Source organism: Paenibacillus contaminans (assembly GCF_003285015.1).
Lineage (GTDB): Bacteria > Bacillota > Bacilli > Paenibacillales > NBRC-103111 > Paenibacillus_V > Paenibacillus_V contaminans.
The window spans coordinates 83,534-99,759 of sequence record NZ_QMFB01000005.1; the positions used below are offsets into that span (position 1 = coordinate 83,534).

Genomic DNA, 16,226 nt, shown 5'->3' on the forward strand with positions numbered 1-16,226 from the left:
AAAAGGAACGACAAAGCGTAACGGCTGCCGGCATCTTAGGTGCGGGGCGATTACCATGCCTCTTCCATGTTTTGCTCTCCGATAAAATGAGGATAAACGGCCAAGCCTTCCATAAGAACGCGCGCGTTTATCGAGATGTGTTATCCGACTGTATCAATAAAACGATTCCGCCTGCGCTTGCCGGCCGGAAATATCGTCGCCCGCCAGGAATGCCGGGTCGGTGTTTTCCTCCAGCCACTTGTTCGCTTGCGCACGAAGCTGCTCTTCCACTTGATCCTTCTGATCCTCCAAAAGCAATACGTCTCCTTCGTTCTCGGAAATCGATCGTTTCAGCTGCGTATGTTCTTCCATCCACTTCGCCAACCGGAACAAAATCATTGCGTTTAACCACCTTTCAAATAGTAAGTATTTGGGTCGTTCCTTATACCATTATCTTACTGTGCAAGTATGAAATCTACGTTACCGCCAAGTTAAAACTTCATGAAGAAACGGTGACGACTTTGTGTCTCTTTTTACAATAAAGCGTTTCCTTTGCATGGCGGCTCTATACATGGAATATGAAGCGGGAACGCGAAAGGTTTGGGTTTCCCGTAATAATAGACATTATTAGGCGGATAATCGTTATGCCTCCGCAAAATTTCCCGTTGCTCGTCCGCCGCCGATTTTGTACAATGGGAAGCAATAACCAACGTGGGAGGAGTCAAGCTTCATGCTTAAGGAATTTAAGGATTTTGCATTCAAAGGCAATATGGTCGATCTTGCTGTCGGCGTTATCATCGGGGGCGCGTTCGGTAAAGTGGTGACTTCGATCGTTAACGATCTCATCATGTCACCGATCGGTGCGCTGCTCGGCAAAGTGAATTTTACGGACAGGTTCATCGCGTTGGACGGAAAACAATACGAAACGTTGCAAAAGGCTAAAGAAGCCGGCGCGGCTACATTCAACTATGGATCGTTCATTACGACAATGCTGGACTTCTTAATCGTAGCCTTCGTCATCTTTCTGGTCGTCAAGCAGCTGTACCGTTTCCGTAAAAAGGATGAAGCCCCTGCCGTTCCTACGACAAAAACTTGTCCGCACTGCATTTCGGACGTTCCGATCAAAGCTACCCGCTGCAAGTTTTGCACGGCGGAATTGGAAGCGGGAGAAACAGGGAAATCGGCTCCGGCTTAGGTTTGCTAAACTGCAACAAACAAAAATAGCCGCCCCATGGAGTATCCATGGAGCGGCTATTTTTGTTGTTTCTATTTTAGCGCTTCAAGCCCGATCAAACCTAAGTCAGCAATGTCAATTTTGTTGTCGTGATTGAGATCCATGAAATAATTGCTATCGTTTATTTCAGCACCGATATGATCGGCAATCTCAGCCAAGTCGTCTGCGTCAACAATTCCATCCATAGTAATGTCGGAAAGCTTGCCGATCTTGACGAACAATGCGGCGTCTGCGCCAAGACGATGCGTCACTCCCGTCACATCTCCGTCGATGCGAACCGTTTCCGACTCGCCCGACAGGATCAGCCTGGTTGCGGCGTTAGCCTTCTTAGCCTTCAGCGTAATATTCGCTGCGATCGTATCGCTGCCGTTAAAGCTTCTGTCCCCCGTTTGCGTTCCTACGATCGTCAGGCTGTTCCCTTTAACGGACCATGCCAGATATCCATTGGCTTCCCAGTCCTCCGAGCCTTTTACGTTCTCGACAGTCCACTGTTCCGGATCGATCAGAAGCTTCGCCTTGAAGCCATACAGCTCATTCGCTTGATCGAGCTTCAACCCGACCGTAATCGTTTCGTTCAACTCCGCTGCAGCAGGGCCTTGCAATTTCAGTTTGCCCGCATGCTCGTACTCCGTATCGGTTACGGTAATCTTTTGCAAGCTGCCCATATCCGTAGCGTCGGCGAAGTAAATATGTTCGCTGCCGTCCGCATCCTGTGCAAGCGCCATAAACTTTACTTCCATACTATTCGGGAACAATCGTACAAACTCCCACGTCTTCGGATCGATAACGGTAATGCGGTCCGCCAAGTCAAGGTACAAGAGGCCGTCCTTGCCCCAATAAGGATGATAGGGACGCCACATGCCGTAGTTATTAATGTCAGGGTACATATTTTTGTATTTCAAAATGTCATGGGATACCGGATCCATTTTGAACAAAATGCCGTTCACCGATCCCCAGATGTTGCCGTCCGGACCTACGGTCAAGCCGCTGATCATCGGAGGATTGCTGAGTCCCGGAATTTTATCCTCCAATGAGATCTCTTTCACCTTGCGCTTGTTCGCGACATCCCAAACGAACATTTTCGCGGATTTTTCGGTAGCGGTAACTCCAAGACCGCCATGCACAGTGGTTGAGCCATAAATGTAACCGTCCTTATAGGCCAAGCCGACGATACTTTGATTTTTGACGATATTGCGGAACACCTCGTAATCGCCTGTAGCGGGATCGAAAATCGTAAGGGCGCCGCCAAGCTCGCCGTAACCCGGTATCGTACCGATCATAATTTTATCTTCCATCGTTTTCATGATGTAAGGTCGGTCCTGAGCCTCGCCGATTGTAAATACTTCCTTCGCAACCGGCGTGTTTTGGGTCGTGTCGATTTTATACACATGACCGCCGGGATATACACCTAAGTACATATCCGTTCCGAAAGCAACCATCCCTTCGGCTTGCTCCAGAGTCAAATTCGTCGTTTTGTTGGTGCGCGGATTAAATACGGCGCCCAAGCCGGCAGGATAAGCCGACATATACAGATTTCCGTCAGGTCCCACTTCGATATTGTGAATCGGATTCGGAGCGCCTTGCAGCTGGGACGGCATGCTCAACACCGTTTTGGCGTCCACGTTAAAAATCGCGATTTCGCCGTTTGCTTTCATCGAGACCAGCGATTGCCCTTCATACCCCGCAAGACCGTCAAACTCAACCCAAGCCGCGCCCCTTAACGAAGTGCCGTATTTAATAATCGGAGTCGCTTGAAAAGTCGTCAGGTCGAGCTCCGTCAGGTGGCCGTTCGCAGGAATATAAAGCTTGTTATCGCGGGTAACCAGCTGTGCGAAGCTGAATACGCCGACTCCCGTACCGCCGTTTGCCGTGTCTTTGCCGATTACATGATCCAGCCATATTTCATTTTTCAAATCGTAGAAAAGCAGCGTAAGGATGTCTTTATCTTGAAATTTCACCAGCAAAAGATCGCCGACGGCAGCCATATCGTAAGCGAAAGGCACTTGCGCCGGGGCAACGCCTAACAAGGCAGGGACACCAGCGGCGATGCTCTGTTTATATCCTTTGGTAGCCTCCGTTACGCCAAGCTTGATCACGTCGCCAATCGTACCGATTCCCGCATAAATATAACCGTCATGATAAGCGATAGAGCGAACGTACTCCTGGCCGGCAACCATCGTTCCGTAGTCGGTAAACGCATTGGCAACCGGATCGTACTTGAAAACCTTGCCGTTCTGGAACGTACCGCCATACACATTACCCTTGTCGTCGACCGTTAACGACCAGATCGATTTCTCGCCCGGTATCGGCTCTCCGAGTTCGACAAGCTGTTTGGTTTCGGGAGAATATTTCCACAAAATCCCCTTCGTTTGACCCGACGTCCGGATCCCGCCGATATAGACGGATCCGTCCGGCGCGACCGCATGCGCCCAAGCCTGCTGAACGCCTTGCATCGGCAAGCTGCGGAGCAATGAATTCGTCTTGACGTCCACAACCTGGAACGAAGCCAGCTCGGCGTTGACTGTCGTATAAAATACGGGATTCCCGTCCTCTTCGCCGACGACCGCGCCCGAGATGCCTGCCTTCGTAATCGGCGTGGCAATTTTCTCCGGATCGCCGAAGGTTCTTCCTTTGAATGTGACGCCCTCCCCGTCTCCTGCGCTTGCTTGCGCAGGAGTTGCGGTAAATGAGGCGGATACGACCAGGCAGCAAATAACGGCTAGCATGATCCATTTATATCGAATGTTTCGCATCGTAAACCTCCTAAACAAATTTCCCCGGAAGTGAAGGATTTCTTCACGGCATATCCCAAGTGCTTTGCAGGGGAACCCCTATGCATTGGAATCGTTTTGCATGATGAACGCCAAGTCTACAGATCGGCCAAAGCTTGGGCCAGCAGACCGACATCGATAATGTCAATATTTTTGTCGCCGTTCAGGTCGTAATAGACCATTACGCCGTCCGATGTCTTGCCGATATTTTTGGCGACCAGCAGAAGGTCTACCAGATTTACAACGCCGTCATGGTTTACGTCAAACTTGTATAGTTTTAGCGTTGTTCTAGTTTTTACATCGGATGTGAAAGTCTTGCTTTCTATAACGCTTCCCTTGAGCGTTTTCAATACGGAGCCGGCTTTAAGCGAAAGAATCGCATCTCCTTGCCCATCAAGCGCTTTGAATGTGACATAAACAATGCCTACATCTCCGTTTACGACGCCGCTATCCGTTCTGGCAATATGAATGTTCAGCACACCATTGTTTTCTTCTTTGGTCAGGGACGTATTGCCGATTGCGCCAAAATCCGGATGCGCCGTTACGTCCACAAGCTCAAGCACACTCGCATCAAACGCCAAGCTCAGTTCGGCTCCTGTCAGCGATTCCGCATATCGGGAACCGAGCTGCACCGAGAAGGTATCGTCTTTAGCCGCATATTCCGGCGATTTTATTTCAAGCTGCATGAGTTGACGTTCGTACGTAAACAAGAAGTCATCGAAATAAGCGACAGCCGTGCTGCCTTTATTGACAAGCGCAAACAATCTCGCATATGCGGCATCGTTCGGAGCGATCCCTTTTACTTCAGCCTTGAACCATAAATCGACAGGCGTACTGGAATGCTGCAAAATATCCGCTCCCACTTGAACATTCTGCGCGTTAAAGAAACGAAGCAAGAATGTAGCGCCGTTGCCAGCCGGAGCCGGCGAGCTCGCGACATACTGCATCGCCGAAGCTTTATACTCGACGCCCGGTTTTACCTGGAGCTTCTCGCTTTGAATGACAGCATTGTCGCTTGTCGTCGTATCCGTCAGCTTGAGGCTGAAATTACCCGAATATTTTTTGTCAGCGGCAAGCTCGTGCTTGATGTCCGCACTCGAAGCAGCCCATTTTTCCCAGCTTGTAATCGAACCGTTCGTCATACCCCGCTCAAAACCGGCATTCGGAACCGGTATGCTGATTACCGCTTTCAAATCGTCGGATTCGATTATTTTCTCGGATAAATCCTCGGGAGGCAGCGTTGGCGTCGGTGTCTTAAACGATAGCTCGACATCGTCAAAGTACGTATTGCCGGTCCAAGCTTTCGTTATCAATAAAGCGGCCGATACAAAGACGGCATTCGCCGGCGCCACTTTGCCCGTAAGCGAAACTTGCGCAAACTGGCCATGTGCGCTTGTGTTGCTGTAATGCTTCGAAACCGTATCATTGGTCAATTCATTGCCGTTCGCATCGTAGAAGCGAATCTGAATCGAACCGCCTACGGAACCGCTCTTCCAGCCTTCCGGCTGATTCGGATTGATCCAAGCGCTTAATGCGTATTCTTTGCCGGGTTCAATCGGATATTTGTAGGTGACCAGCTCAACCGTATGCGTGCCCGCCGAGTTATCGAACAGGTTCAAGCTCTGATTGCCGCTCTTGTAAACCGCATTGCTGACACTGTACGAGGCTTTGCCATAGACATCGTCCACCACGGCGTAACTTGCAGTCCATCCGGGAATGCTGCCGTCCTGCCCTACCGCGCTCTCAAAACCCGGATTGGTCAGCGCCACGGTGCCGGACTCCGGCGACGGATATGTGATCCGAACGTCGTCGAAGAAGTTATTTCCAGCCCAAGCTGCAGTGATCAGAAGGGAAACGGCGACATATCTCGCTTCAGGCGGAGCGACTTTACTAGGCGGTGAAAGCAGATTAAATTCGCCTTTCGTGCCTGTGTTAAAATTTTGCACCGAGCGGCTATTGTTTATCTCATTATTATTCGCATCGTAGAAACGAAGATAGATCGATCCGCCTACGGAACCGCCTTGGTAGCTTGGAGCGGCGGGCTGATTATGATTTAACCATGCGGTAACTGTATACTCTTTGCCCGGTATAACCATATATTTATCGCTTATCATTTCAACCGTATATCCTGAGGAAGTCCCATTACCACTATCAAACAAATTCAAGCTTTTGCTGCCGGATTTTGCAGCCGCACTGCTTACGCTATGCGTTACTTTACCGCCGCTATCATCTTTTGCGGTGTAATTCACATTCCAGCCCGGAATTTTACCGTCCTGCCCGACCGCAGCCTCGAAGCCGGGGTTAACCATCGTAATTTCGGCTGTCGGGACCGGCGGTTCCGCAGCGCCGGCCTTCGGAAGAGGCAAGACCGTGAAAACGGTCGCCGCCAACATTGCCGATGCAGCGAGCGTGGCTATCCTTTTTCTTAACAATCTCAATAGACTCACTCCTTATCTGTGTTCGATCAACCGCAGCAAGATGACGGCAACGTCCGCGCGGTTCGCGTTCGATTTAGGCAAGAGGGTGTTGTTTCCGACGCCGTTAATAAGGCCGTTCGCCCTTGCCAAATAGATCGCATCCTTAGCCCAATCGCTGATCGAATCGTCGTCCGCAAATTTGTCCGTCGTCGAAGCGGCAGCTTTTAACAGGCCCGAATTAACGAGCATGACGGCCATTTCCTCGCGCGTCAGCTTGCCGTTCGGATTAAAGTCGACGCCGTCGCCTTCCACGATTCCGGCTTTTTGAGCCGCATTCACTTCTCCTGCGTACCAAGCATCCGCATCGACATCTTTAAAGGAATCCGCGCCGCTCAAAACGGAATCCAACCCCAGAATACGGACAAGCAAAGCGACACACTCGGCTCGCGAAATGTCTTTGCCAGGCGAGAACTCTTCCTCTCCCGTTCCGTTCATATAGTGCTTGGCCGACAGCGCTTCAATGGCATGCAGTGCTTCCGCGTACACATTTTCCGTATCTTTGAAGTTTGCGGAGAATTCCATAACGGCGTAAATACCAGGCTCGCCCGCAGCAAGTTCGAACTGTCCGTCGTTCTGCTTGGCTTCTCTCACATACTCCCAGGATGCGGCGGATTCGTTCCATACATATACGCCCAGCTTATGGGCTTTCGGGCCGGCAGCGTCATAGGTAAGCTTAAGCTGGACTTGCCCAGCCGCAATATTGGCAGCGACCGCTTCGCCATCTTCCATTGTCGAGATTTGCAAGTGCAAACCGGAAACAAACTTCAAACGTTTGTCGGCTTGCCGTTCGGACTGCTCTTCTGCAGCCGTTAATTGGAGCAAGGTTTGTTTGTCGTTCGATAGAGCGTCCGGCGAGATCAAAGCTGCTCCTTGCCCATTCTCCAGCACGAGCGATACTTTGCCGCCCTCCAGAAGCTTGGCTTGATCCGAGGAAACGAGCAGCTCCGAAGCTGCATGATCGGCAAGCCGGATATGGATTTCTTTACCCGAAGGCAGATCTAATTTATGGCTTGCCGCCAGCTCGGAAAGCTTCTCCAATGCTTGCACGGCGTTCATTAACGAATCTTGATCGAGCGTCATCGAACCCGTCGCCGAATCGGCAGTCGTCTTCACGCTATTTTGCAATTTCTGCTGCAGCTCGCCTGCCAACTTCTCCAACTGATTCATTTCGGCAGAGGAATATTTGCCTGTTCCGTTAGCGAGCAGCGTCGTCAATTGTGTCAAAGCTTGCGACGGATTATCCGAAGCCAGATTCTTCTCCAACTCCTGTAAAGCTTGCTGGACATTAGGAGCTGCCGTTGCGGAAGGAGAAGGAGTCGGGCTTTGCGGCGATGGTGATACCGACGGCGATGGCGATACTGACGGCGTTGGCGATACCGACGGCGATGGCGATACCGACGGCGTTGGCGATGGCGACGGCGTTGGCGATACCGACGGCGTTGGCGATACTGACGGCGTTGGCGATGGCGACGGCTCAGGCCCGCTTGCAATCCCGATCGTCAGCGCCCCTCCGGCAGCGATCGCCAGCTCCTTCAAATCTTTGTACCCGCTCGCATTTATGTAGCTCTCGCTCGTAACCGCTTTAACTCCTTCGATGGAGATATCCGCATTACCGGTACTGCGAGCAACGAAGTCCAGTTTGGCAACCGTCGGCGAGTTCGTGACTGAAGCTCCCGAGCGCAGCAGCGGCAGCAAGACCGTGCCCTCCGTATGGTTGATGCGTATACCGCCAAAGTCTTTATAATTTCCTTGCGGATTAGCATTTTTCAATTCCAGCTTCGACGCATCGTATTTCACTTGAAATTGCACACCGTACAAATCGGCGGCATCGCGGGCAACGACATGAATGGTAACCCCATCACCTTGCGCTACCTGGTTCCCGTTATACTCCAAGCGGAGCGAAGCCGTTCCCGTACCGGAATAGTTTGCTGCAAACGCATACATAGGAGTACAAAAAATAAGACTCAAAATAAGAACCGGCATAATCAGACGTTTATAGTTCATTTCCGTAAATCTCCTTCCTGCAACTATTCATTTTTCAACCCAGTCTCCAAGAGCACGTGTATAAATAAAAAATGCTCCAGCTTTCATATCCGCATATAGCTTTACGCGAATTCTTTCTATCACCCCCGAGATAGAATTTCACATCTACCACACATCAAAGAGACCACCCATAATATCCGAGTAAATTATGATCCAGTTAAGTTTATGATAACCACCTAAAAAGCATGACCGAAATAAAAAATGTCCTCCTTTTATTGTATTTTCAAGTAAAATACTGATTTTTTCTTAAAAAACCAAAATTATATGTTGCTTATCTAGTTCATAGTTGATTATAATCACAGCTAAAAGGAACTGTCAACGAAATTTGAATCCCCTTACATGGTCTTACATGTTGCACAACATTTCTGGAATGATATGGTGAATCAACGCTTTATGATATAATTAGCTGTCGATGGATTATTTTGTAATCGGGGTGTTTGGAGATGGGCTCAAAACCGAAACGTTCTACTTTCAGGGGCCGCTACGAGGAAATGATGATCACATTAAGAAATGAAATCATAACAAATATATGGGAAGAAGGAAGCTACCTGCCTTCCGAGTCCGATATCGCCGACCGTTTTCAATTAAGTAAAAACTCGGTACGCAAAGGGCTGGATCTGCTTGCCGCCGAGAACTTCATCGAGAAGATCCCGCGAATCGGAAATCGCGTCCGGAAATCTCCGACGGGAACTACGATCAAATTGGGCTACTACCCTTCCTTGATTAAAGAAGCGCAATTCCAAGCTTTAATAGACGAGTTTCACAAGCAGCACCCACTTATCCGGATCAACATGATTCCTATGCCTTATTACCATACGAATCCGACCATGAAAGACTACATGGAATCCGATAACATCGATGTAATGACGATCAATAATTGGAATGTGGAGCTATTCACGAATCCTGACGGCCCGCCTGACATGCTCGAGCCTCTAGCCGCCAAAGAAGGCGTTTACCCGGTTCTAAACGAGCCGTTTACGCATGACGGGAAATTATATGTACAGCCGTTCATGTTCTCTCCGGTCGTTCTTTGCTACAACAAAAATCATTTTACGGAGAACAAAGTTCCGGAGCCGGACAGCAGTTGGACGTGGGATACGGTTAAAAAGGCGGCGCACCAGCTATCGACCGGCAGAGACCGGTATGGATTTTTTTTCCATCTTTTATCCGATAATCGCTGGCCTATCTTCTTGCTGCAAAATAACGTCGTGTTCAATCGCGGCAAAGAGAAAGGCAATAACCTGGAGCTTGACAGAACTTCGCTTAAAGGAAGCTTCCAAACCTTAATCGACTTAAGCGAGGAAGTATTCCCGCCGTTCCTGTCCGAGAACGATCACGACGTGGATATGCTGTTCCGTCAGCAAAAGGTATCGATGATACTAACGTCATACTTCTTCCTGAATATGATAGAAGACGTCGACTTCTCGTACGATATTTCGCCGCTGCCCTATCTTGGAACGCCGAAAACGCTGGTCATCGTCATCGGGCTTGCCATCAATAAAAACTCAAAGCATAAACAAGCGGCGCAAACCTTTATCGATTTCATGCTTTCCCATGAAGCGCAGCTCAAGCTGAGGCAAAACACGCTAAGCCTTCCCAGCCTGAAAAGCGCCGCCGAATGGAACGGACAAGTAAACGTCAAGCAGCCGGAGCGTTACTTTATTTTCCGTGAAACATTCCCCACATTCAGCTATCACACGGCTCTCAATGTGACCTACTCCGAGCTGGAGGAGATCCGGCAAAATATGAAGCTGTATTTATCCAAAATGGAAGGTTTGCAGGTTTTTTCACGATAAATAAGTGCGTTTGTTAGCATAGGTATAAAGACTTTAATTCAAAATCCCCTGAAGTCCGTTTCTATGAAACCGTCGTTAGGGGATTTTTTACTGGCTTGCGTGCGCAAATCCGGTGCAGAGCAAACGGAAGTCTGTGCCATGTGCGTTTTGCCGGTCGATGCGGTATAGTAGGAATGAAACGACGGCCCATTTCGCCAAAATGCGCCGCGCAATATCGAACGGAGTGAGAACGTGACATCGGAGAAGAAACACGGAGCCGGCGGAAGCACGGACCGCAAAGCGGCCGGTAACCGGAACAATGGGAACGAGAAAAAAAATACAAATCGATCGTACAAAAACACAGCAAATAAAGATACGGCAAGCAACCTGAGGCCAGACAGGCCCGACAGCCAAAAACACCGTCCCAAAACGGCTTCAGCCGTTTCCCCCGCATCAGCGGAGGATGTGCGGGTCGGCGATACGATCGTCGTCACCGTCAAACGGATCGGGATCAATGGAGAAGGCGTCGGCTATTATAGACGGAAGGCCGTTTTCATTAAAGGCGCCCTTCCCGAGGAAGTCGTCAAAGCGGCCGTTACGAAGGCCGAACCAGGATATCTTACGGCGGAAATTAAGCAGCTCGAGAAAAAATCACCCCTGCGCATTCAGCCGGCCTGCTCCGTTTATGAGACTTGCGGCGGCTGCCAGCTTCAGCATATGAGCTATGAAGGCCAGCTCCGCGCCAAGGAAGAGCTCGTCCGTGAAGCGTTCGCCAGATATACGAAACGCGATAATATCCCCGTTCGGCCGATCATCGGCATGGACGACCCTTGGGGCTATCGCAACAAGGCGCAGCTGCAGGTCGCTACGCGGGACGGACGTGTGCTGACGGGCTTGTACGAGGCGGGTACGCACCGGTTTGTCGATATTACCGGCTGTCCGATCCAGCATCCGGGCATTAACAGCGTCATGCAAACAGTCAGCGGCATCGTGCAGAAGCTCGGCATTCCGATCTATAACGAACGGACCAAACGCGGAGCACTACGCATGGTCGTGGCTCGTGTCGGTACGGAAAGCGGAGACGTTCAACTGACGTTCATAACGGCGGGAAATGAACTGCCAAACGCAGACAAGCTCGTCGCTCTCGTTCGCGAAACGCTCCCTTCCGTAAAAAGTATTGCACACAACATCAATCGCGAAAACACGCCGCTTGTATTCGGCGAAACGACTAACGTACTCTGGGGCGATGAGCGCATACGCGAAAAGCTGGGCGACGTCGAGCTTTCCTTGTCGCCGCGCGCTTTCTTCCAGCTTAACCCACAGCAGACGCTGCGGCTTTACGACGCGGTCAAGGAAGCGGCGGCGCTTACCGGGCGCGAGCTCGTCGTCGACGCTTACTGCGGCACCGGGACGATCGCGCTGTGGCTCGCGCCGTTCGCCGGGGAAGTGCGCGGCATCGAAGTCATCGCCGATGCCGTCGAGGATGCCCGGCGCAACGCCGAGCTGAGTGGCGCGAGCCGCGCCAGCTTCCATACGGGCCGCGCGGAGCAGCTGCTGCCCGAGTGGGTGCGGGCCGGCACCCGTCCCGACGTCATCGTCGTCGACCCGCCGCGCACCGGCTGCGACCGCAAGCTGCTGGACGCGATCGCCGCAGCCAAGCCCAAGCGGCTCGTCTACGTCTCCTGCAACCCGTCGACGCTGGCCAAAGACTGCGCCGTCCTGCTCGACGCCGGCTTCCGCATCGAATGGGCCCAGCCGGTCGATATGTTTCCGCAGACGAGTCACGTTGAATGCTGTGCGTTGATAGTTAGAAGTAAAGAATAAGCAGAAGGGTTCGAGAATCTGTAAAAGATTCTCGGACTCCCGTCTGCTTTAATTTCAATACGATCGATCAATCTATGAAGGATTTCTGGCGTAAGCTCCTTGAAAGATAGGAACTCCTCAAGGGTTTTCTTCAATTCCGAAAAAGCTAAAGTATCATCTTGAATTTGAAGCGATTCATCTTGCTGGCATTTTTTCTGCATCAGTTCATCTATTTCCTGATTTATAGAAGTAACGTATTCATCATATTCTCTTTTTGGCATATCTCCATCAAAATGCTTGTCATGAGCTTGTTTCTTCCGATTTCTGAACTTTTCTATTTGAGTATCTATTGTTCTGAGCACTTTTTCATTCTGTTGCTTTTGCTTCCTTAACTGGTTCTCAAGCTTTTTAATCACAACATCATTACTTAAATTCGATACAAGCATTTGAATATCTTGTAGAATAACAGAGATTAGATCGGCTTCACGAACGAGATGATCGGTACACTTTTTACTTCCATATTTATTATAACTACCGCACAAGTAGCCTTTGACATTCTTCTTAAAGTGCATGCCACGCCCACAATCAGCACAATATGCGGTATTCGTAAATAGATGTACCTCTGATTGCGGTCTCGTCCGTTTTCTACTTTCAAGTAATTGCTGAACAACTTCAAAGTCTTTTCTTGTAACAATTGGTTCGTGGGTATCTTGGACGATGATGAAGTCCTTCGGATCTTTATAGTTCCTATTTTTGTTCGTTACACTTTTAGTTGTAGATCGGCATTGTACCAAATCGCCCACATAATGGGGATTCGTAAGAATTCCACGAATCGTAGATCCTCCCCACATATCAGAAGCGTTTTTCTTTCCAGCAATTTGTGACGGGGTAGGAATACCTTCTTCGTATAACTCACGAGCAATACAATCATGTCCTTTTCCCGCCAAATAGCCTCTGTATATCCGTCTAACAATATCTGGGGTTGGGTCATTTCGTACATACAAGCGACCGTCTTTTAATCCATAACCAAGTGGCGGAATTGAACCTTTAAATTCACCACGTTGAGCTTTAAGTTTAAAGGTCGTTTTTACACGATCACTAATTCGTTGAGACTCCTGCTCATACATCCAAGCATAAAGCCCAAACATATGAACATTACCTTCGGGAGTATTAATGGCATTGTCTAACGTAATAATATCAAGGTTATGATTTAGGGTAACATCTCGAATCTCGTAAGATAAACCTCCGTTTCTTGCAAGCCTCGAAAGTTCTTTTGCCAATATCATATCGAACTTCTTTGCCTTTGCGTCTGCTATAAGGCGTTGTAAAACTGGACGTTTTGAAGTTGTCCCCGTCTCGATTTCCACATAAAAGTCAAAAACAGTCCAACCTCTTTCGGAAACATAGTTGAGAAACAAATTCTTTTGATTTTCCAGTGAACTTTTCTGTTCTTCCTTGTTAGTTGAAACTCGTACATATATTGCACATCTCATGCGGCATTCTTCCTTTCATCATGAGATGTGACCATATTCACCTGAGTACGATCGTAATAGGACCCGATTAGGCTGTCAACTTTTTCGTCAATCAAAGTTTGGATGATGTCTTCGAAAGACAATTTGTTGTCGTTATTGGAAATTCTTTCAACTTGCATATTTATTCCTCCTCCGATTATTAAGTTTGAGTGCATGTTGGATAGTCGGAAGGATTCAATACACATTTCTTCCACAAACGAGTATGAACCGTATTTCTATCATTTCACCGATGAAATCTGCAGTATTTCTTTTCGATGATTTGAGTATATGAAAAAAACAACTCTTTGAGTTTGAAAAACGGTTCTATACGTGTCTGAGGTTTCTTGCTTTAAAGTGATGAAGCATAATTAATGCTGGGATGTCGCTCCTATGCTTAATGCATGGAGCTTTTTTTTGCTATTTCTCGTCATCTCAGTTATATCGCCTTGTGGGAAATCTATAATGCAGAAAGCGGGATGAGGGGCTTCGCTCGTCGGGAGACTTCCAACTTCACCTTCTCCCTACGGGAGTAACGGTTCAGTAGGAATCTCCATCAATTCGTTGCATTCGCCTGTGGCGACCGTTCACCCTTCGGGATTCACTATGAAACGAATTGCGACTCGCTCGCCCCTTGGGAAAACAGTTGCCCATTCTGGGCAAGCGTCTCATATGAGACGCACAAAAGCCCAAACATAACGCATCAACTATCAAAGGAGGGAACAGTCATGCCGAGAAGAAACAAGCCTTATATCACGCAATATTTTGAGCGTGATCGTAATGCATTCACCGCATTATTTCGTACTGGACATGTTAGATACGAGCATTTATGTCACTGTGGATTAGCAGATTCCAGAATCAAGAATTTAATGCGAGATGGTCATTTCGAGAAGGTGTTTTACAAGCAAGCTGGTGAGATCAAGGAATGTTACAAACTCACTAAATCTGGACGAGTGTTAGGTCATCAACTTTGGGGATTAGATAAGCAGTACCATGCACAAAACCCGTCGCACGATACAGTGATTGCAGACAAGTATTTTAGCATTCCATTGGAATCTCGTGATCAGTGGGTTACGGAAAGTCAAATTCGTGACAAGTTTATAGAGCGATTAGGTGAACTGAGGGATCAGGGAGAGGAAGAGAAAACAAGGATTTATGAGGATATGTTTAATAGAGGTTTAATATCGATGCCAGATGCCGTATATGTCGATGGAAACGGCACAGAAATTGCGTTCGAAGTGGTCACGAACACCTATGGACAAGAAGAAATGAAGGCAAAAGAAACACTTGTGAAAATAATGAATTATGGATACGAAACATTCAAAGCGCAGGAGGTGAAATATGGGCTATATCAACGAAAAGAAACAACGAGTAAGTGAACGGTACCATAAGGATTTGTTTATTATCTATCATTTTGGTAACAAGGTAATCCTCATGAAACAGCTATTCCGATACGCCCGAATTCTTGGCTTAGCCCAAAGTTATTCAGTCTTTTACGGACAAATTAAGGAATTAGCTGAAGCCGAAATCATACGGAGGGAACCATTTACTGCTTATGGGAAAAAGACACAACTCCATATGCTTACATTAAAAAAATTCGGAATCCGATTCATTGAGGGTAAAGGAAGTAGTCAAAGTGTAGCGGCGGTTCCAAAATCAAATACAAATGAACGTATTCTCGTCTCGATATTCAAAAATTGTTACATCTTGAATAAGCTAATCCCTCGAATACAACAAAAATGCCCCAATATCACCGTTGAGACAGTAATCGAATTGATTAATAAAGACCGTAGTAACATCTTGCAATCAAAAAATCAGGGCGTTGTGTTCTTGAATAATATCCTCCACTCCCCGACACTTCGTCCCTTCCTAAACTCTGACGAGATCAATTATGAAATCAATCGGTTAACTGACATTAAGCAAAAACGTTTAATGGGTTTAGTGGGAGGTGCTTCACTATCGGAATGCAAAGATCAAATATCCAGGTCTCCGAAGCTTACAAAACTGGACTCTTATTCAATAGACAGTTTGATAAATGCACATGTGTATATCGCTCAAGTTAAGATCGTCCAGAATAAACCGTTAATTACTTTATTGCTGTTCGATGTTTATAACAAAGAGGCTATATACCGAATGGCAACTCAAATTGCATGTGCCTTTCATATGTTCGGACGTTATTTCAACGAATTTTCACTGAGAGTAGGGATTGTCGGTATCGACGAAGTTGCGTGTAGAATATTGGAATCGGAAGCAGAAGCAGTGGTAAGTGATTTCTTTACAAAAGAAATAAGGGGTTCAAGATTGTCTCGTATTTTAGCAGATTGGAGAGTTAGTTCTATTGAACAGGAGCAAATTCAAATCCGATTTACGCATTATGATATAACAAACCAGTATTTAGAAGGGATTAAGCATTCCAATTTAATAAGAAAATGAATCGAGGCAAGTCCATCATTAGAGGTGGATTTGTCTTTTTCATTTGTCAGTTATCAACTCGATTCGACTTGTATATGATATGAGATCTTTCAAAGGATGTGAAAACTATTGTATTTCAAATACGCAGTTTCCGCTAACAGAATAGTCCGTTTAAGAGATTTCGGACATGAAAATAAAAAGAATCGGCGTTGAAGGTATGATCG

11 protein-coding genes are annotated in these 16,226 nt (G+C 47.9%); 5 read left to right on the top strand and 6 right to left on the bottom strand.

What is annotated here, in order from left to right:
- Positions 1–153: 153 nt before the first annotated feature.
- Positions 154–378, bottom strand: a complete 225-nt coding sequence (locus DQG23_RS10990) for a hypothetical protein (protein WP_113030887.1) — start codon at positions 376–378, stop codon at positions 154–156.
- A 331-nt stretch (positions 379–709) separates the two neighbouring features.
- Here DQG23_RS10990 and mscL point away from each other — a divergent pair, with 331 nt between their 5' ends.
- A complete protein-coding gene (gene mscL, locus DQG23_RS10995; RefSeq protein ID WP_113030888.1) occupies positions 710–1,174 on the top strand; it encodes a large conductance mechanosensitive channel protein MscL in 465 nt (154 codons plus the stop codon).
- Between the two features lie 71 nt (positions 1,175–1,245).
- On the opposite strand, the gene DQG23_RS11000 is transcribed toward mscL, so the two are convergent.
- From DQG23_RS11000 to DQG23_RS11010, 3 genes are all read right to left on the bottom strand, one after another.
- Complete coding sequence (locus tag DQG23_RS11000) at positions 1,246–3,966, bottom strand: cohesin domain-containing protein (RefSeq protein ID WP_113030889.1); 2,721 nt, start codon at positions 3,964–3,966, stop codon at positions 1,246–1,248.
- Between the two features lie 116 nt (positions 3,967–4,082).
- The gene (locus DQG23_RS11005) at positions 4,083–6,422 is read right to left on the bottom strand and encodes a carbohydrate binding domain-containing protein (RefSeq protein WP_113030890.1); all 2,340 of its coding nucleotides are present in this window, start codon (positions 6,420–6,422) and stop codon (positions 4,083–4,085) included.
- A gap of 12 nt (positions 6,423–6,434) precedes the next feature.
- Positions 6,435–8,465, bottom strand: a complete 2,031-nt coding sequence (locus DQG23_RS11010; RefSeq protein ID WP_113030891.1) for an S-layer homology domain-containing protein — start codon at positions 8,463–8,465, stop codon at positions 6,435–6,437.
- A 530-nt stretch (positions 8,466–8,995) separates the two neighbouring features.
- On the opposite strand from DQG23_RS11010, the gene DQG23_RS11015 reads away from it, so the two are divergent.
- Together DQG23_RS11015 and rlmD are read left to right on the top strand one after the other, a co-directional pair.
- A complete protein-coding gene (locus DQG23_RS11015; protein WP_158560404.1) occupies positions 8,996–10,300 on the top strand; it encodes an extracellular solute-binding protein in 1,305 nt (434 codons plus the stop codon).
- A 231-nt stretch (positions 10,301–10,531) separates the two neighbouring features.
- Positions 10,532–12,103, top strand: a complete 1,572-nt coding sequence (gene rlmD / locus DQG23_RS11020; protein ID WP_113030893.1) for a 23S rRNA (uracil(1939)-C(5))-methyltransferase RlmD — start codon at positions 10,532–10,534, stop codon at positions 12,101–12,103.
- Here rlmD and DQG23_RS11025 read toward each other — a convergent pair.
- On the bottom strand, positions 12,061–13,575 hold the full coding sequence (locus DQG23_RS11025) for a recombinase family protein (protein WP_113030894.1): 1,515 nt from the start codon (positions 13,573–13,575) through the stop codon (positions 12,061–12,063). The two genes, rlmD and DQG23_RS11025, sit on opposite strands and share 43 nt — an antisense overlap.
- Complete coding sequence (locus tag DQG23_RS42100) at positions 13,572–13,733, bottom strand: hypothetical protein (RefSeq protein ID WP_158560405.1); 162 nt, start codon at positions 13,731–13,733, stop codon at positions 13,572–13,574. Before DQG23_RS42100 ends, DQG23_RS11025 begins: the two co-directional genes overlap by 4 nt.
- 585 nt (positions 13,734–14,318) lie before the next feature.
- Here DQG23_RS42100 and DQG23_RS11030 point away from each other — a divergent pair.
- Together DQG23_RS11030 and DQG23_RS11035 are read left to right on the top strand one after the other, a co-directional pair.
- Positions 14,319–14,969, top strand: a complete 651-nt coding sequence (locus tag DQG23_RS11030) for a hypothetical protein (protein ID WP_113030895.1) — start codon at positions 14,319–14,321, stop codon at positions 14,967–14,969.
- The gene (locus tag DQG23_RS11035) at positions 14,932–16,023 is read left to right on the top strand and encodes a hypothetical protein (protein ID WP_113030896.1); all 1,092 of its coding nucleotides are present in this window, start codon (positions 14,932–14,934) and stop codon (positions 16,021–16,023) included. The genes DQG23_RS11030 and DQG23_RS11035 overlap by 38 nt, the downstream gene beginning before the upstream one ends.
- The last annotated feature ends 203 nt before the right edge of the window (positions 16,024–16,226 follow it).